Here is a 17,748-nt window from a genome sequence, read left to right as displayed (position 1 = left end):
TCCTGCCCGGCGCCGTCGGCGGCGAGGATCCGTACGCCCACGCTCTTCAGTCCGGCGACGGCCTGCTCGACCGGTACGCCGACGACGACCGGAAGTTCGCGAGGCGGCCCGCCGACCACTCCGCCGCGACGTCCGGGTCGGCGAGCACCGCGCGGAGCAGCTGCTCGACCTCCTGCTGGACCGAGGCGCTCAGCGGGTGCCCCGCCTCCTCGGCGAGCGCCGCCGTCGCCCGGACCTCCGCCGCGATCACCTTGCCCTGCTGCCCGGCCGCCTCGCGGAACGTGGTCGGGTCCAGGAGCCGGTGGGCCTCCTGGAGCGTCTCGCCGAGGGCCAGCAGCCGCCGGACCTGCTCCGGCCGTTCCCGTACGAACCGGTTCGAGGCCCAGGCGGCGAGGGTGGGCCGGCGCAGCGCCGCGATCCGCTTCGCGGCCGACGGGTCGTCGGCGCTCCGCGCCTCCGCCGCCCGGGCGTCCCGCGCCGCGACGAACTCGCTCGGCGCCACCCCGTACAGCTCATCGATGATCTGCTCGACGTCCATGACCTACCTGTACCGGATGGTGATCGAGATCCTCGACGGCACGCGGGCGCTCGACCCTGGAGGGCGCAGGGTAGTGTCCGGGCGGAAGTCGTGATCATCAGGTGACGCCGCGGGCCCGAAACCCTGGCCCACCGGTAGCAGTGGGGGAGTCCATGCAGCGCAGGATCCTGTGGCGATCCTGGGGGCACTGTCTCACCGGCGCCGGGATCACCGACGCCTCGGCCCGGAGCGACTACGACCACCAGCGCGAGGTCGTGGCCCGCTTCGCGCCCGCCGAGTACGTCGCGGTACGCCTGTTGCTCCCGGCCGCACTCGTGCCGGACGTGGTCGCGGCCGTGTCCTACATGCACGTCACCGACGACCACATCGACCGGGGCGGTCCCGCCGAGCGCCGCGCGGCGTGGGAGCGATGGGCGGCGTGCAGCAGGGAGGCGCTGACCACCGGCACGTCGGAGCAGGCCGTCCTCCGGGCGCTGTCCAGGAGCGCCGAGCGCCACCCGCTGCTCCCCGCCCGCGTGGAGGAGTTCCTCGCCGGGGCGCGTGCGGAAGTGGAGTGGGAGGGCTTCACCACCGAGGCCGAGGTGGACCGCTACGTCGACGACTACGCCATGCCGGCCTTCATGCTGACCGCCGGGCTCCTCCCCAGGCCCGCGACGACGGAGCCGGAGTTCGTGCGCGCCTGTCGGCTGTTGATCGAGGCGATGCAACGCCTCGACTGGCTGGAGGACCTGAGCGAGGACCTGCGCTCCGGCCGCATCGGTATCCCGCTGGAGACCCTCGCCGCGCACGGCATGGACCTCGACAGCCTCGCCGTGGGGGAGTTCGACGCCGCCTCACTGACGCGCCTGCTCCAGGAGCAGGCGGCGAAGGCGGAGGACCGCCTGCTGGCCGGGCGCGCTCTCACGTCCCTGGTCGAGCCGGGAGTCCGCCCGTTCGTCCGGGCGCTGCTCCGGGTCCAGGGGCTGCGTCTTCGGGCGGTACGGCGCAGCGGTGCCGCCCTGCTCGACGTTCCGGCGAAGATGCCCAAGATGAGGGCGCTGCGCGTGCTCGTCGGGGAGACCCTCGCGGGCCGGTGACGTACGGGGTGTCGGGCTGGACCGCCACGGTCCGGCCGCACGTGGCGTTGTCGCTCGCGCCCCACCGGGCTCACCCCTCCTCCGTCCCACCCTCGCCCTTCCCCGCCCCCGGGCCCGCCTCCTCACCCTCAGCGTGACCCTGACCCTCACCCTGACCTTCAGCCTCAGCCTCAGCCTCAGCCTTGGCCCGGCCCCAGTCCCGCAGCGCGACCCGTACCGACCAGATCACCGACACCAGCGGCACCGCCACCACCGCCCCCACCACACCGGCGGCGATCGCGCCCGCGATCACCGAGATCGCCACCACCAGGGGATGGAGCCGCACCGCCCAGCTCATGACGATCGGGTGCAGCAGATGGCCCTCGATCTGACCGATGATCACGATCAGGCCCACCACGATCGCCGCGATCCACGGCCCCTGGGAGGCCAGGGCCACGATCGCCGCGACCGCGAGCGCGATCGGGGAGCCGATCAGCGGCACGAAGGCGGCGACGAACTCCAGGAGCGCCAACGGGATCGCGAGCGGTACCCCGAGGAGCCACAGGGCGAGCCCGACCAGGATCGCGTTCACCGCCGCGACCAGCACGATTCCGTGCGTGTATCCCGTGAACGTGCGCCAGGCGGCCCGGCCGCCGATGTCCATCCGCTCCCGTACGCCCGCCGGGAGCTGCTCCCGCAGCCACACCCACTGCCGGTCTCCCGAGTGGATGAAGAACACCGAGCAGAAGAGCGCGAGGGCGAGCGTCGTGAGGACCGCCACCAGCCGATGGGCGCCGCTCACCGCCTCGCTGACCAGGGCCGAACGATGGCTCGACAGGAACTGCCCGATCCTGCCCTGCACATCCGAGAGCGCCTCCGGGTTCACCCGGAAGGGTGGCCGTTCCAGCCAGTCCTCGATCCGGTCGATGCCGTCCCGGAACTCCCGTACCAGCGTCGTCCGCTCGCCCTCCACCGCCTCGCCGATCAGCGCCAGCACGCCCAGGACCAGCGCGATGCTCCCGAGGAGGGTGAGGGTGACCGCCAGCGGGCGGGGCAGCCCCTTGGCCACCAGGTCCGCCACCGGACGCAGCAGCGCCGTGATCACCAGGCCGAGGAAGACCGCCACCCCGATCTCGTGGAAGCGCCCGAGCAGGGCGAACAGGCTGTACACCAGCGCGCCGACGACGAGCAGCCGCCAGGCGTAGGCGGCGGCGGTACGGAGGAACGGGATCACCTGGGGCGGGGTGCCGGGTTGCATGGCCAACGACGTACCACCACGGACCGGGCCGCCCACGCGCGCGGCCCGGTATTCGGCCGACCGGCGGCAGGAGGGGCGCGTAGCGGGTGAACCGCGCGCCCCTCCCGGTGTCGTCACCCGGCTGTCCGGCGACGACCGTGACCATCGGGAGGTGAGTGTCGTCCTGCCGGTCCTCTTCGCCGTGTGCGCCGCGTTCAGCAACGCGCTCGCCACCGTGCTGCAGCGCCGCGCCGCGCTCACCGTCCGTCAGACCGACTCGTTCCGGCCCGGCCTGATCCTCGATCTGCTCAAGCGCCCGCTCTGGCTGGCCGGCATCCTCGCCGTCATCGTCGCCGGAGTGGGGCAGGCCGCGGCCCTGGCGACCGGCCCGCTCTCGCTCGTCCAGCCGCTGTTCGTCCTCGAACTGCCGCTCGCGCTGCTGATCGCCTCCCTGATGACACGGGAACGGCTGCCGAAGGCACAGTGGGGGGCCGTGGCGGCGGTGGTGGTCGGCCTGGGGGTGGCGCTCATGGCCGCCTCGCCCGACGGGAATCGCACGCACGTGCCGCTCGACCGCTGGATCCCGGCGCTCGCGATCGCCGCCGCCGCGGTCGTGGCCCTGACGGTGGCCGGGTTGCGGAGGCCGGCGGGCCGCGCCCGCGCCGGGTGCCTCGGCGCCGCCACCGCGATCTGCTACGCCCTCACCGCGGGCCTCATGAAGACGTCCATGCACATCCTGGACGACGACGGTCTGGCCGGCTTCCTGACGGCCTGGCAGACGTACGCCTTCTGTGTGGCCGGGATCGCGGCGCTCCTGCTGCTCGAACACGCCATGCAGGGCGGACCGCTGGTCGCCTCCCAGCCGGCGCTCACCCTGGGCGACGCCACGGTGAGCCTGATGCTGGGCATCCTGATCTACGAGGAGGACGTACGCGTGGGCTGGTGGCTCGTACCGGAGACGCTGGGCGTCGGTCTCGTCGTCGTCGGCGTGTTCGCCCTCGCGCGGGGCGAGGCGTCGACATGACCGGCCAGACCGCGCGGACCGTCCGGGGCACCTCCCGCCGGCGGGGGCACCTCGGATACGTCGCGGCCGCCGTGGTCTTCGCCATCGGCATGGCCGGCACGACGATCCCCACCCCGCTGTACGGGCTCTACCGCGAGGAGCTGGGCTTCTCCGAGCTGATGGTGACGGTCATCTTCGCCAGCTACGCCGTCGGAGTGATCGCCACCCTCCTGCTGGTCGGCAACCACTCGGACCGGGTGGGGCGCCGCCCGGTCCTGTGGGCGGCGCTCGGCTTCGCCGCCGCGAGCGCGCTCTGCTTCCTCTTCGAGGGCGGGCTGCCCTTCCTGTTCGCCGGCAGGATCCTGTCGGGCTTCTCGGCCGGACTGCTGAGCGGGGCGGGCACGGTCACGGTGCTCGAACTCGCGCGGCCGGAGCGGAAGTCACGTGCGGGCTTCGCCGCGACCGCGGCGAACATGGGCGGCCTCGGCTGCGGACCTCTGCTCGCCGGGCTCCTCGCGCAGTACGCCCCGGAGCCACTGATCCTGCCGTTCCTCGTCCACCTCGGCCTGGTCGGCGTCGCCTGCGTCATTGTCCTGTTCCTGCCGGAGACCGTCGAGCACCCGCGCCTGCGGACCCGGCTGAGGCCGCAGGGGCTGTACGTACCGCCCGAGGTCCGCGCCGTGTTCGCGCCCTCGGCCCTTGCCGCCTTCGCCGGATTCGCGCTCCTCGGCCTCTTCACGGCGGTGGCCCCGAGTTTCGTCGCGCAGACCCTCGACATCACCAACCACGCCGTCTCGGGCCTCGTCGTCTTCTCCGTGTTCCTCGCCTCGACGGTGGGCCAGTCGTGGACGGCCCGGATGCCCGGGCGGGTCGCCCTCCCGCTCGGCTGCGCCATCCTGGTGCTCGGGCTGCTGCTCGTCGGTGCGTCCCTGTGGGCCGAGACCCTGCCGCTGCTCGTGGCCGGAGCCGTCTGCGGCGGCATCGGCCAGGGGCTCGCCTTCCGCGCGGGACTGACCGCCGTCGGCGAGGCGGCCCCGCCCGCGCACCGGGCGGCGACGGTCTCCTCCTTCTTCGTCGTCGCCTACACGGGCATCTCGCTGCCGGTCGTCGGCGTCGGAGCACTGACGATGTGGCTGGGTCTGGACGCCGCCGGGCTGATCTTCACCGGCTGCGTGACCCTGCTCGCCACCGGCACCGGCCTGTACCTGGCGCGCGGCATCCGGGCGGGCGATCAGCGCAGCTGACGCCGGACCAGTTCGTGGAAGAGTCCGGTCGTGTCCGCGAGCAGCTCGGCCGGTGAGCCCTGCTGGACGATCCGGCCGTCCGCCATGGCGATCACCCGGTCGGCGTCCATGATCGTGGACAGCCGGTGGGCGATCACCACCCGGGTCGTGTTCAGGGCCCGGGTGGACTCGATCACCACACGCTGCGCCTCGTTGTCCAGCGCGCTCGTGGCCTCGTCGAAGAAGAGGATCCGGGGCCGTCGGATCAGCGCCTGGGCGATCATCAACCGCTGGCGCTGACCGCCCGAGATGGTGCCGCCGCCGTCGGAGAGCATCGTGTGCATCCCCATCGGCATGGCCTTGATGTCCTCGGCGAGGCCCGCCATCGCGGCCGCCGCCCACGCGTCCTCCAGCGGGAAGGTCTCGGCGCCGCAGATGCAGTCGAGGATCGTGCCGGAGAACGGCTGGGCGTTCTGCAGGACGACACCGCACTGGCGGCGCACGGCCGCCTGGTCGAGCGCCGCCAGGTCCTGCCCGTCGTAGCGCACGCTGCCGGACGAGGGCCGGTCGAAGCCGATGAGCAGCCTCAGCAGCGTCGACTTGCCGCAGCCGCTCGCGCCGACGACCGCCACGAACTCGCCCGGACGCACCCGGAAGTCGACGCCGTCGAGGACCAGCGGACCGTCCTCGGTGTAGCGGAAGGACAGGTTCTCGGCCTCGATCGCCCCGGTCAGCTCGCCGGGCGGGGCGCTGGACCCCCGTACCTCGGGCGTCTCCCGGAACACCGGCCCGACCTGTTCGAACAGCGGCTGCACGGCGGCCGCGGACAGCAGCGCGCCGGTCAGCTGGGTGACCGAGGACAGCAGCATCGTCACGGCGGTGCTGAACGTGAGGAACTCACTGGCGGACATCGACCCCCGGGCCGGTCCCGCGAGGAGCATGAACATCACGAGCGTGCAGAAGGGCAGACAGACCGCGCCGAGCACCGTGAGGACGTTCGTGATCCGGCCGACCCGCTGCTGCAGCTCCCGGGTCCGGGCGAACTCGCCCGCCCACGCGGCGTACGCGAAGCTCTCGGCCGCCGCGACCCGTAGCTTGGGCAGGCCGCGCAGGGTCTGGAAGGCCTGGTTGTTGAGCCTGTTGCCGAGCCTGACCAGCCGCCGCTGATGGCGTAGCTGCCACAGTCCGAGGCCGAGGAACACCGCCGCGACGACGGCCAGCAGGGCGAGCGCCGTGAGCGCCAGGGGCACGCTGTACACGAGCAGCAGGACCAGGTTCATCGTGCCGACGGTGCCGGCCTGGACGACCACCGGGCCCGTGCCGGAGAGCACGCGTCGGATGGCGCTGATGCCCATGGCGGCACTCGCCAGCTCCCCGGTCGAGCGGCCCGCGAAGAACCGGGTCGGCAGCCGCAGCAGCCGGTCCCAGACGGCGGGCTGGAGCGTGGCCTCGATCCGGCCTTCGAGCCGCAGGATCGAGACGTTCTGCAGCAGCATGAAGGCGGCGGAGACGACCGCGGTCGCGAGGATCGCGAGCGCCGTCTGCACGATGAGCCCGGTCTCGCCCCGGGGCACGTAGTCGCCGAGCACCTTGCCCGTGGCGATGGGCACCAGCGCGCCGAGGCCGACGGCCACCAGACCGGAGAGCAGCAGGGTCCGCAGCTCCGCACGCGTACCCCGCACACTGAAGCGGAGCAGCTGGAGCAGGCCCAATGGCCGGTCGGGCAGCGGCCGGTAGAACATCACGGCGCGCGGCGCGACGGCGGCGGCGCCGGTCTTCCCGAGCCGCTCGCGCGCACCCGTGGCGGGGTCGAAGGCCTCGTACCGACCGCGCCGCCAGAGCAGCGCGAGCGGGGCCTCGTCCGCCTCTCGCCGCCCCACGAGCGGCCCGCTGTTCTCCCGCCACCAACGGCCGTCGAGGCGGACGGTCCGGGTACGGATCCGCGAGGCGAGCGCGACCCGCTCGACGGCGTCGAGGCGACCGGGCAGGCCGCTCGACTCCGCGGCCCCGGCCAGCGTGATCCCCGCCTCCTCGGCCACCAGCCGGCAGACGGCGTACGTCGCGTCGTCGCCCGCGCGCCCACCCGGCCGACCGGACGTGCCCGACCGGCCTATGGAGGCGAGCAGCGCCCGGTCCGCCTGCGTGCGGGCGGCCCGCCCCGCCTCGATCCCTGCCGCCGTGCGGTCCTCGTGCGCGCGCTCCAGCTCCTCGATCCAGCCGTCCAGGGCGTACAACAGCCGGAACTGCTGGTCGACCATGCCCTGCCACATGGCCGGGTCCACGAGGAGCGTGCCGGCCGCGTCGTCGCCGTACCCCTCGTACGCGGCCCCGTAGAGGACGCTGCCGGGGGCGATCTGCATCCACAGGACGTCGTCGTCGGCCCCACCGGGCTCGTCGCCCGCGCCGCCGTCCGGCGCCTGGTACAGCACCCGCAGACCACGCCCGATGCCGAGCGCGAAGGCGTGCTCCAGCGGGCTCAGCTGCGGCTCGGCCGTCTGGTACGCGCCCTGGTCGGCATACCACTGTCCGCCGTACCCCTGACCTCCCTGCCACGGATCGCCCTGCCACTGACCTTCCTGCCACTGACCTCCGTACGCGTACGGCTGCAGTTCGCGCAGCTCCACGCGGCGCAGCAGGCACCCCTCCAGGGGGCGCCCGACGAGCGTGTGTCCGGGACCCTCGACCGGGCCCAGCAGCAGGCTGCCCGCTGTCAGCCGGCCCAGGAAGTGCCAGGGGCCGAGCTGTGCGGCGTCCACGGCGAACAGGTCCATGGCGCCGTCGACGACGAGCCACAGCACGTGCGGGCCTTCGAGCGGGACGCTGCCGAGGCCGGTGCAGCCGATCGGCGTACCGAGACCCCCGAGGGCGGCGACGACGGGGTCGACGACGACCGCCGGCTGCTGCGTCGGCTGGTGAGGGAACGTCACCTCAGGTCTCCTTGACGAGTTCGGCGTACGCGCCCCCGGCCGCGACCAGCTGGGCGTGCCGGCCGCGCTCCACGACCGTGCCGCGGTCGAGCACGAGGATCTCGTCGCTGTCCCGGACGGTGCTCAGCCGGTGCGCGATGACCACGCAGGCGCAGCCGCGCCGCCGCAGGTTGTCGATGATGATCTGCTCGGTGGCCGCGTCCAGGGCGCTGGTCACCTCGTCGAGGACCATGACGCTGGGGCGGCGCACCAGAGCACGGGCGATCTCGAGCCGCTGGCGCTGGCCGCCGGAGAAGTTCCGGCCGTCCTGCTCGACGCGGCTGTGGATGCCCCCGGGCCGCCGGGCGACGACGTCGTACACGGCGGCGTCCTCCAGGGCGGCGACCACGGCCTCGTCGGGGACGGAGGGGTCCCACAGCGCGATGTTGTCGCGGACCGTGCCCTCGAAGAGGAAGACGTCCTGGTCGACGAAGGAGACCGACGCGGCGAGCGCGCTGCGGGGAATGTCCTCCAGACGCATTCCGTCGATGCGTACGGCGCCCTCCCAGGGCGCGTACAGGCCCGAGATCAGCCGGGAGACCGTGGACTTGCCGCTGCCGGAGCCGCCCACGAGCGCCACCTGCTGTCCGGGGCCCACCGACAGCGAGAAGCCCTTGAGCAGCGGGGCGTCCAGCGGGCTGTAGCCGAAGGTGATGCCGTCCAGCTCCACATGGCCCTTGAGGCGGCGGGTCCGGGCGGGCGGCTCCCGCCGGGCGTACACCGGGTCGGCGGGGAAGTTCTCGACGTCCTTGAGGCGGGCCACGTCGGCCGCGAAGTCCTGGATCCGGCCGGCGACGCCGTTGAGGCGCGTGAGGGGCGCGGTGAAGCTGGTCACCAGGGCCTGGAAGGCGACGAGCAGACCGACCGTCAGATGGCCCTCCACCGCCCGCAGGCCGCCGATCATCAGGATCAGCGCGCTGTTCAGCGCGGCCAGGGTGGGTGCGACGACCGCCAGCCAGGCGCTGGGCACCCCGAGCCGCTGCTGGACGTCGAGGGTGGTCGCGTGCTGCCCGGCCCAGCGGCGGAAGAAGCCGTTCTCGCCGCCGGTGGCCTTCATCGTCTCGATCAACTGCAGTCCGCTGTAGGCGGTGTTGGTCAGCCGTGCGCTCTCGGCGCGCAGCTTCTGCGTGCCGGTGGCCCGCAGCTGGAGCACGATCCGCATGGCCACCACGTTGAGCAGCGCCACCGCCACGCCGACGACGGTGAGTTGGGGGTCGTACGTCCAGAGCAGCACGGCGTAGAGCAGCACCACGACGGCGTCCACGCCCGCGGCGGCCAGGTCGCGGGCGAGGGTCTCGGCGACCGCGTCGTTGGACTGCAGCCGCTGCACCAGGTCGGCCGGGTTGCGCTGGGCGTAGAAGGTGAGGGGGAGCCGGAGCAGGTGGCGCAGGAAGCGGGCGCTGCCCAGCGTCGAGGAGATGATCCGCCCGCGCAGCAGGTTGGCCTGCTGGATCGCGGTGAGCGTCGCGGTGAGGACGAGCGCGGTCGCCATCGCCGCAAAGAGCACGGTGAGCAGGGAGGTCTGGTTCCCGATCAGGAACATGTCGATGTACGTACGGCTCAGCGCGGGCACCCACGCGCCGACGACCACCAGCAGCAGGCTGGAGACGACGGCGGCGGCCATCGTGCCCGACGTGCCGCGCAACCGGGCCGGCAGACCGCCCATCACGCCCGGCCTGCGCCCGCCGCGCCGGAAGCCCGGGCCCGGCTCGAAGGTGAGGACGATCCCGGTGAAGCTCGTGTCGAACTCCTCCATGGGCACGAACCGGCGCCCCTTGCCGGGGTCGTTGACGTACACGCCCCGGCGGCCGAAGCGGCGCCCCATGCCGTCGTAGACGACGTAGTGGTTGAACTCCCAGAACAGGACGGCCGGGGCCTCGACCTCGGCGAGGGCCGCCAGGTCCATCTGCATGCCCTTGGCCTGCAGGCCGTAACCACGCGCCGCCTTCAGGATGTTGCTGGCCCGGGACCCGTCGCGCGAGACACCGCAGGCGATCCGCAGCTCTTCGAGGGCGACGTACCGGCCGTAGTGGCCGAGCACCATCGCCAGGGCGGCCGCGCCGCACTCGACGGCCTCCATCTGCAGCACGGTCGGGGTGCGGACGGTCCGGGTGCGGCGGCCCGTGGGCACCGGTGCGCGACGGCGCCGGGCGGGCGGAAGTCGGCGCGCCGAGCCACGGGACCCGGAGCGGGAACGCGACCTGCCCTGCGGGGACTCGGTGGGGGCGCTCACGGCAGCAGCCAGTCGACGGGCCGCTGCGCGGCGAGGTGGACGGCGCCCGTGACCGGCGTGCCGGAGTCGAGCGTGTGCGGCGGGCCGTCCGCGGAGGACCAGGCGTAGCCGGAGGCGGTCGCGACGGAGCGGTCGAGGGCGACCAGGACAGCGACCGGGTTGCCCTGCGCGGCGAAGCGCGCGGCGAGCCCGCTGTCGCCGAGGAAGGAGCCGATCTGCTCCCGGGTCTGGGGTGTGCGGCTCACCGCCTTCACATGTCCCCGCAGTACGCCGAAGCGGTCGCGCGGGGCCGACTGGACCCCGAGGTCGACCGATGCACCCACGCGGAGCGTCGCGGCGCTGTCGCCCGGAAGGTAGAGGACGGCGACCAGGGGCGCGTCCGGGTCGGTCACGCGCTCCACCGTCGCCACGTCCGCCCCGGTGGTGACGACCTGTCCCATGGTGGCGAAGAGCGTGGTCACCCGGCCGCCCGCCACCGCGCGCACGGGCCGGTCCCCCTGGTCGGTGCGGACAGTCAGTACGGGCGCGCCGGGGGAGACGGTGCGGCCCTCCCCGACGAGGACCTCGGTGACCTGTCCCGCGACCGGACTCTGCAGCAGATAGCTGCCCTCGGCGTGGGTGAGGACACCGGGCGCGCTCAGCTTGGCGGCCACCGTGCCGGTGAGGGCCCAGTAGCCGGCGGCGGCCATGACGACGACCGTGACGGCCAGGACGAGGCGGCCCGGCGGGCGTGCGAAGCGCACGGGCACGTCGAGTTCCTCGGGCGATTGCAGCTTGGAAAGCGCCTTCTGGCGGAACTGCACGGACTATTCCCTCGACTGCGTTCGTACGGGCTGGACACGGGGTGCCCGCGAACCCCGGAACGGTGAAGTTCCGGGGTTCGCGGGCGGCTGTCGGCTCAGAGGCCGGCGATACCGGTGATGCCGGTGGCGTTCACGGAGACGCCGGTGACACCCTGGGCCAGGCCGGGGACGCCGGTCGCGATGGCCTGGACGCCCTGGACCGTCTGGAGCGAGCCGACGGTGCCCAGCAGGCCCGTGACGTCGCTGGTCACGGCGCCGCCGAGGCCACCGGAGACGGAGACCAGACCGCCGGACACGGCGTCGAGGTCGGCGTCGGAGATCTCAACGGTCTCAAGGTCGTGACGCATGATGCGCACCCTTCATTTGTTGGGGGGGAATCCGTTTCTGCGGCCGCAGGGCGCCGATCAAAGCACGCGAACGGGTGGGCGGACCAATTCGGTTGACGCCACCACGTGGGCGGATGTGTTCCTCGGGAAACGGCCGTGGCGCCATATTCACGGAACGCCGACATCTTCTCCGCAGGAACGAGTAACACATTCCGAGGCCCCGAAGAGAGCGCGGCACCAACCGGACAGATCGGCGTCGCCCCGACGATTCCCGAACGGCCGGAGTCGAGGAACGGTGAAGGGGGCCCGCGTCAACCGGCGCACGTTGTGCAGGTTTTCGGCAGGTGCGCCGGGGCGAACGCCTGCACAATGCGGGGATGAGCGATGACGATCCGTACCTGTGGCTGGAAGACGTCGAAGGCGAGGCCGCCCTGGCATGGGTGGCCGAGCGCAACGCCGAGACCGCGGCCGAGCTCTCCGCCGCCGTCGGCTTCGCCGACCTCAAGGAGCGGCTGCGGGAGGCGCTGGACGCCTCGGACCGCATTCCGTACACCACCCGGCGCGGCGCGTTCCTCTACAACTTCTGGCGCGACGCCGCGCATGTGCGGGGACTGTGGCGGCGCACGACCCTGGAGCGGTACCGCAAGGACGACCCGGAGTGGGAGGTCCTGCTCGACCTCGACGCGCTCGCCGCGGCCGAGGGGAAGAAGTGGGTGTGGGGCGGAGCGCGGGTGCGCAGGCCCGAGGACGACCTCGCGCTGGTGTGCCTGTCGCGCGACGGCGGTGACGCCGTCGAGGTCCGTGAGTTCGACCTCGCCGCCCGGGAGTTCGTCGACGGCGGGTTCCGGGTGGCGGAGGCCAAGACCCGGATCGGGTGGATCGACGCCGACACCGTCTTCGTGGGGACGGACCTCGGCCCTGGCTCGCTGACCGACTCGGGCTATCCCCGTACGGTCCGCAGATGGCGCCGAGGCACCCCGCTGGAGACCACCGACGTGGTCTTCGAGGCCGAACCGGGGGACGTGTCCGCCTGGGGGATGCGCGACACCACACCCGGCTTCGAGCGCGACTTCGTCGGCCGCGCCCAGGACTTCTACCGCGGCGAGACCTACCTCCTGACCGCCGACGACGGTCTTGTGAAGATCGACGTCCCCGACGACGCGCGGGCCTACGCCCACCGGGACCATCTGATCGTCACCCTGAAGTCCGACTGGCTCGGCCGCCCCGCCGGCTCCCTCCTCGCCTTCGGCTTCGACGCCTTCCTGGCGGGCGACCGCACCCACGAGGTGCTCTTCGCGCCGGACGAGCGCACCGCCCTGGCCGGGCACTCGTGGACCCGGCACCACCTCCTCCTGGAGACGATGCGCGACGTCAGCGCGCGCATCGAGATCCTCACCCCCGGTGGCGCCGGCGAGGGGGGCGGAGCGGGCGGAGGCTGGACGCGCCGGCCCCTCACCGATGTACCGCCGCTCTCGGCCGTCACCGTCGTCGACACCGACCCCGACGTCTCCGACGAGTACTTCCTCGACGTGTCCGGGTTCCTCCAGCCCTCCACCCTCTACCGGGGGAGCGTCGGCGGGGACACCGAGATCCTCAAGCAGGCCCCGGCCCGCTTCGAGGCCGCGGGCCTCGCGGTGGACCAGTTCTTCGCCGACTCCCGGGACGGCACCCGTGTGCCGTACTTCGTCATCGGCCCCGACCGCGCCACCGGCGGCCCCGGGCCCGGGCCCACCCTGCTGTACGGCTACGGCGGCTTCGAGGTCTCCCTCACCCCCGGCTACGGATCGGTGCGGGGCCGGGCCTGGCTCGAGCGGGGCGGCACGTACGTGATCGCGAACATCCGGGGCGGCGGGGAGTACGGGCCCGACTGGCACCAGGCAGCGCTCGGCGCGAACCGGCCGCGCGCCTTCGAGGACTTCGCGGCCGTCGCCGAGGACCTCGTCGCGCGCGGCATCACCACCCCGGAGCGGCTCGGCGCCGTCGGCGGCAGCAACGGCGGACTGCTCATGGGCGCGATGCTCACCCGTCACCCCGAGCTGTTCGGCGCCATCGTCGCCCAGGTGCCGTTGCTCGACATGACCCGCTTCCACAAGCTCCTCGCGGGCGCGTCCTGGATCGCCGAGTACGGCGACCCGGACGACGAGGCCGATCTCCCGCACCTGCGCGAACTCTCCCCGTACCACCGGCTCGCCGCGGACCGTGCCTATCCGCCGGTCCTTCTGATGACCTCCACCCGCGACGACCGCGTCCACCCGGGTCACGCGCGCAAGACGGCCGCACGGCTGCGGGAGCTGGGACACCGGGTGCTGCTGCACGAGAACACGGGCGGTGGGCACGCGGGCGCCAGCGACAACGAACAGGTGGCGCACAACAACGCCCTGCTGCACACGTTCCTGTGGCAGCGTCTCGGGGGTGGTGAAGAAGCCGCGAATATTCGGTGAGTTTTCTCGCGGGCTATTGCGTTTCGTGTCGAACTCGTCGTGGTGGCAAGGGGCAAGGCTTCCCTTTATGGAATCCGGCCCCCGGGGTAGGGTCGAGCGCGTTCGCACACCCGTGCAAGGAATTCCGAAAAGGAAAGGGAAGGGAAAACGGGGCACATTCGGACCCCATGCGCGAAGACCCACCGAAAGACGTTCGAGGCGAGGCAAACCGATGGATGGTCCGACCCCCACGTCGGCCGACAACGCGAGCTACGGCGGCACAGGCGGCCGGAACGCCGGCTGGTTCGGGCGCGTCCCGGCCTCCGCACCGGGCTCCGCGCCGGGCCACCCCACGCCGGGCTCCGCGCCGCGTTCCGCGCCGGGGCCCACGCCCAGCCCCGCGCCGGGCCGTACGGCCCCCGGGCCCGCCGAGGACACCTCGGACGCCGCGCTGCTGCGCCGCACGCTCGCCGAGATCGAGCCGATCGCCCACACGGTCACCGGCCACTTCTACGCCCTGCTCTTCCTCAAGCACCCCGAACTGCGCGCCCTGTTCCCCGCCGCGATGGACACCCAGCGCGACCGCCTCTTCGCCGCGCTGCTCACCGCCGCGACCCATGTGGACGACGCCGACACCCTCACCGCGTACCTCACCCGGCTCGGCCGGGGACACCGGAAGTACGGCACGCTGCCCGAGCACTACCCGGCCGTGGGCGAGTGCCTCATCGGCGCCCTGTCCCGCTACGCCCCGCGCAGCTGGGGACCGCGGACCGAGGCGGCCTGGGTCGGCGCCTACACCGCGATCTCCCAGATCATGATCGACGCGGCCGCCGAGGACGAACTGCGCGCCCCCGCCTGGTGGCAGGCCGAAGTGGTGGCCCACGAGATGCGCACCCGGGACGTCGCGGTCGTGACGGTCCGCCCCGACCAGCCCTACCCCTTCCTGGCGGGCCAGTACACCGCCCTGGAGACCCCGTGGTGGCCGCGCGTCTGGCGGCACTACTCCTTCGCCTCCGCGCCCCGCTCCGACGGGCTGCTCTCCTTCCACGTCAAGGCCGTCCCGGCGGGCTGGGTCTCCAACGCCCTCGTGCACCGGGCCCGTCCGGGCCACGTCATCCGCCTGGGCGCGCCCACCGGCTCCATGACCGTGGACCACAGCACCGACAACGGGCTGCTCTGCCTCGGCGGCGGCACCGGCATCGCGCCCATCAAGGCCCTCGTCGAGGACGTGGCCCAGCACGGCAGACGCCGCTCCGTCCAGGTCTTCTACGGGGCGAGACACGACCACGACCTGTACGACATCGACACCATGCTCCGGCTCCAGCAGTCGCACCCCTGGCTCTCGGTCCGGCCGGTCGTCGACGACGGGCTCGAAGGACAGCTGTGCGGCCAACTCCCGGACGCGGTCTGCGAGTACGGCCCGTGGCACAGCTACGACGCCTATCTCTCGGGACCGCCCGGAATGATCCGGCGCGGCGTCGACACCCTGCTGGGCATCGGCATCCCCACCCACCGCATACGGCACGACTCCATCGAGGAACTGGTCGGGGCACGGAATTGAGCACCTTCGAAGAGACCGGACACCGGCGGCCGGCCCCGGTGCGCACCACCCGCCCGGGCAGCGGCGGCGAACACCAGGTCCAGCGGCGCCTGGGCACCACCGAGCGGGCCGACAAGTTCTACGACGAACAGGTCCTGGACCGGCTCAACCCGCGCATGCGGGAGTTCGTGGCCCGCCAGGAGATGTTCTTCCTGGCCACCGCGGACCGGCACGGGGAGTGCGACAACACCTTCCGGGCCGGACCGCCCGGGTTCCTCCACGTCCTGGACGAACGGACCCTCGCCTACCCGGAGTACCGGGGCAACGGCGTGCACGCCAGCCTCGGCAACATCGAGGAGAACGCCCACGTCGGCATCCTCATGATGGACTTCCTGCAGGACCGCATCGGCCTCCACGTCAACGGCCGGGCCCGGATCGTGGCGGACGACGCCATGCGGCGCGCCCACCCGGGGCTTCCCGTCGACCCCGTGCCGGGCCGGCGCGCGCAGGCGTGGGTGGAGGTCACCGTCGAGGAGGCGTACATCCACTGCGCCAAGCACATCCCCCACCTGCGGAAGGTCGACAGGAACGGTCCCGGCCGCGCGTGGGGGACGGACGACGTGCGGCGCAAGGGCGGCGACTTCTTCGGGGCCGCCGCCGAGGCCTCGGATCGGGGCCCGTACGCGCCGCCGCCGCGCACGGACGCGGAGGCCTGGCGGGCCGAGGCGGAGCGGGCGCTGGAACGGGCCGAGCTGCGCCCCTCGGCGAGCGCCGGAGCCGAGGACGAGGAGTTCCACGGCTGGTTCCATCGCAAGGTGACCGTCTGACCCGCACGGCGGCGGGCGCGGTCCCCGGGCGCCACCCGTTCGGACTCCGGCCCGCCCGCGTCCGCGTGGCGGCGGCGGACGATCGGCTTACGGTGGGCGGATGCGACCTGTTCCACGGTGGGCCCTGCTCTCCTCGGGGTGCGCGCCGCTCCTGCTTGCCGGGGGCTGGGTGCTCGCGGCACGTCTGGAGGGGCCCGGCTACGATCCCGCCACCCAGACGATCAGCGTCCTGGGCGCCTATGGCGCCGAAGGGTTCTGGGTGATGTCCGGCGCCCTGCTCGCGCTGGGCGTCTGCCATCTGTTGACCGCCTGGGGGCTGCGACCGGCGGCGCCCGCCGGGCGGTGGGCCCTCGCGGCCGGCGGCGTGGCGGCCTTCCTCGTGGTCCTGGTCCCGGCGCCCAGCAGCGGCGGGTCCCTGCGCCACGGCTCGATCGCCGCGGCCGGCTTCGCGCTCCTCGCCCTGTGGCCCGTCCTGGCCGCGCACCGGCACCGAGCCGCCCCGTGGGCCTTGCGGCTGGTGCCGGCGGCGGCCGCGACCGCGCTGATGGCCCTCGGGGCGCTCTGGTTCCTGGTCGAGACACACCGCGAGGGCGCCCCCGGCGCCGCCGAACGCCTCGTGACCTGCATGCAGTCGGTGTGGCCCTTCGTGGTGGTGGCCTCCTGCCTCCGCTTCTCCGCCGAGGACCGCCCCTGACCCTCTGGCGCAGGACTGGCTCGTCCTGGAACCGGCCGACGGCTCCGCGACCGCCCTGCAGGTCGCCCCGATGCTGCTGCTCACCCCCGGTCAGTCGCCCGGCTGAGCCTCCCAGGCCTTCGAGAGCCCCTCCAGCCAGACCGGGGGCAGCTCCCCGAGGTCCCACTCCTCCCGCAGCGCGGCCGGCGCCGCGACGAGGCGTTCGAGCACGGCGACGCTGCTGGGGGAGTGCAGCAGGGAGTAACGGCCGTGGATGGAGACGTCACTGCCGGGGCCGTACTCCGCGTACAGCAGGGTCAGCCGCTCGCGCCGGCCCTCGGCGAACTCCGCGAGCCGGCCCGCGTAGCCGGCCCGCTCGGCGGTGCTCATCGTGCCGAGCACGGCGACCAGGACCTCGTCCGACACCTCGGGATCGAGGTCCGATTCATGCGTGAACGTGAGGTAGAGCGGGGTCACCGCCACCTTGGCCCGTGCCACGTCCACCCCGGCGACCGGGGGATGGACGTGCGCGGTGTCGGCGACGGGCGGCGCGTCCGGCCCCAGCGCCTCCCGTACGGCGCGGTCGGCCCTGCGGAGCAGCGCGTCGCCTGCCGTCCGGGCGCAGTCCTGCCACCCGGAGGCGTACCGCTGCCCCTTGCCCGCGGGGACGCCGGCCTCGACAGCGGCCAGGTCGCCGTGCGCCTCCGTGAGGGCGCCCGCCTCGACGAGTGCGAGCAGCCGCCCGGCCTCGTCCGCCGGTACGCCGGTGCGCGCGAGGAGTTCGAGGAGGGTCGTCTTCGCGTTCACGACGTCGGCCGAGTGCACCAGGGTGGCCGGGTGGACGACGTTCACTTCCTGAGGCGGCGGCTGCTCCGAGTTCATGGTCACCATGCTGCCCGACGGG

The 17,748-nt window shown here is 73.2% G+C and carries 14 protein-coding genes; 7 read left to right on the top strand and 7 right to left on the bottom strand.

Annotated elements, in window-relative coordinates:
• Positions 1-46: 46 nt before the first annotated feature.
• Positions 47-538 (bottom strand): hypothetical protein, encoded by a 492-nt coding sequence (locus AB0E14_RS18690; RefSeq protein WP_362418633.1) that lies wholly within the window; start codon positions 536-538, stop codon positions 47-49.
• Between the two features lie 152 nt (positions 539-690).
• On the opposite strand from AB0E14_RS18690, the gene AB0E14_RS18685 reads away from it, so the two are divergent.
• Positions 691-1,614: a squalene/phytoene synthase family protein gene (locus AB0E14_RS18685; RefSeq protein WP_362418630.1), complete on the top strand. Its 924-nt coding sequence runs from the start codon at positions 691-693 to the stop codon at positions 1,612-1,614.
• Between the two features lie 70 nt (positions 1,615-1,684).
• Here the strand turns inward: AB0E14_RS18685 and AB0E14_RS18680 are convergent, their stop codons facing one another.
• Positions 1,685-2,851 carry an AI-2E family transporter gene (locus AB0E14_RS18680; protein WP_362418627.1) on the bottom strand — a complete coding sequence of 389 codons (1,167 nt, stop codon included), beginning with the start codon at positions 2,849-2,851 and terminating at the stop codon, positions 1,685-1,687.
• Positions 2,852-3,002: 151 nt separating this feature from the next.
• Here AB0E14_RS18680 and AB0E14_RS18675 point away from each other — a divergent pair, with 151 nt between their 5' ends.
• Positions 3,003-3,854 carry a DMT family transporter gene (locus AB0E14_RS18675; protein ID WP_362418624.1) on the top strand — a complete coding sequence of 284 codons (852 nt, stop codon included), beginning with the start codon at positions 3,003-3,005 and terminating at the stop codon, positions 3,852-3,854.
• Entirely contained in the window at positions 3,851-5,077 is a 1,227-nt protein-coding gene (locus AB0E14_RS18670) for an MFS transporter (RefSeq protein ID WP_362418621.1), read from the top strand. The genes AB0E14_RS18675 and AB0E14_RS18670 overlap by 4 nt, the downstream gene beginning before the upstream one ends.
• On the opposite strand, the gene AB0E14_RS18665 is transcribed toward AB0E14_RS18670, so the two are convergent.
• The 4 genes from AB0E14_RS18665 to AB0E14_RS18650 form a co-directional block, all read right to left on the bottom strand.
• Positions 5,065-7,983, bottom strand: a complete 2,919-nt coding sequence (locus AB0E14_RS18665; protein ID WP_362418618.1) for an NHLP bacteriocin export ABC transporter permease/ATPase subunit — start codon at positions 7,981-7,983, stop codon at positions 5,065-5,067. The genes AB0E14_RS18670 and AB0E14_RS18665 overlap by 13 nt on opposite strands.
• Position 7,984: 1 nt before the next feature.
• Positions 7,985-10,153, bottom strand: coding sequence for an NHLP family bacteriocin export ABC transporter peptidase/permease/ATPase subunit (locus AB0E14_RS18660; protein ID WP_362418651.1), 2,169 nt, complete (start codon positions 10,151-10,153; stop codon positions 7,985-7,987).
• A 98-nt stretch (positions 10,154-10,251) separates the two neighbouring features.
• Positions 10,252-11,058, bottom strand: a complete 807-nt coding sequence (locus AB0E14_RS18655; protein WP_362418615.1) for an HlyD family efflux transporter periplasmic adaptor subunit — start codon at positions 11,056-11,058, stop codon at positions 10,252-10,254.
• A 95-nt stretch (positions 11,059-11,153) separates the two neighbouring features.
• Complete coding sequence (locus tag AB0E14_RS18650; RefSeq protein ID WP_362418612.1) at positions 11,154-11,405, bottom strand: hypothetical protein; 252 nt, start codon at positions 11,403-11,405, stop codon at positions 11,154-11,156.
• A gap of 356 nt (positions 11,406-11,761) precedes the next feature.
• Between AB0E14_RS18650 and AB0E14_RS18645 the strand changes: the two genes are divergently transcribed.
• From AB0E14_RS18645 to AB0E14_RS18630, 4 genes are all read left to right on the top strand, one after another.
• Positions 11,762-13,825 (top strand): prolyl oligopeptidase family serine peptidase, encoded by a 2,064-nt coding sequence (locus AB0E14_RS18645; protein WP_362418609.1) that lies wholly within the window; start codon positions 11,762-11,764, stop codon positions 13,823-13,825.
• A 211-nt stretch (positions 13,826-14,036) separates the two neighbouring features.
• Positions 14,037-15,365: a globin domain-containing protein gene (locus AB0E14_RS18640; protein WP_362418606.1), complete on the top strand. Its 1,329-nt coding sequence runs from the start codon at positions 14,037-14,039 to the stop codon at positions 15,363-15,365.
• The gene (locus tag AB0E14_RS18635; RefSeq protein WP_362418603.1) at positions 15,362-16,171 is read left to right on the top strand and encodes a pyridoxamine 5'-phosphate oxidase family protein; all 810 of its coding nucleotides are present in this window, start codon (positions 15,362-15,364) and stop codon (positions 16,169-16,171) included. The genes AB0E14_RS18640 and AB0E14_RS18635 overlap by 4 nt, the downstream gene beginning before the upstream one ends.
• A 100-nt stretch (positions 16,172-16,271) precedes the next feature.
• Positions 16,272-16,865, top strand: a complete 594-nt coding sequence (locus AB0E14_RS18630) for a DUF998 domain-containing protein (protein WP_362418600.1) — start codon at positions 16,272-16,274, stop codon at positions 16,863-16,865.
• 90 nt (positions 16,866-16,955) lie between these two features.
• Here AB0E14_RS18630 and AB0E14_RS18625 read toward each other — a convergent pair whose 3' ends face one another.
• The gene (locus AB0E14_RS18625) at positions 16,956-17,726 is read right to left on the bottom strand and encodes a hypothetical protein (protein ID WP_362418597.1); all 771 of its coding nucleotides are present in this window, start codon (positions 17,724-17,726) and stop codon (positions 16,956-16,958) included.
• Positions 17,727-17,748 lie beyond the last annotated feature (22 nt).

The organism is Streptomyces sp. NPDC047981 (genome assembly GCF_040653315.1).
Taxonomy (GTDB): Bacteria; Actinomycetota; Actinomycetes; order Streptomycetales; family Streptomycetaceae; genus Streptomyces.
This window is presented reverse-complemented; position numbering and strand designations above follow the sequence as displayed.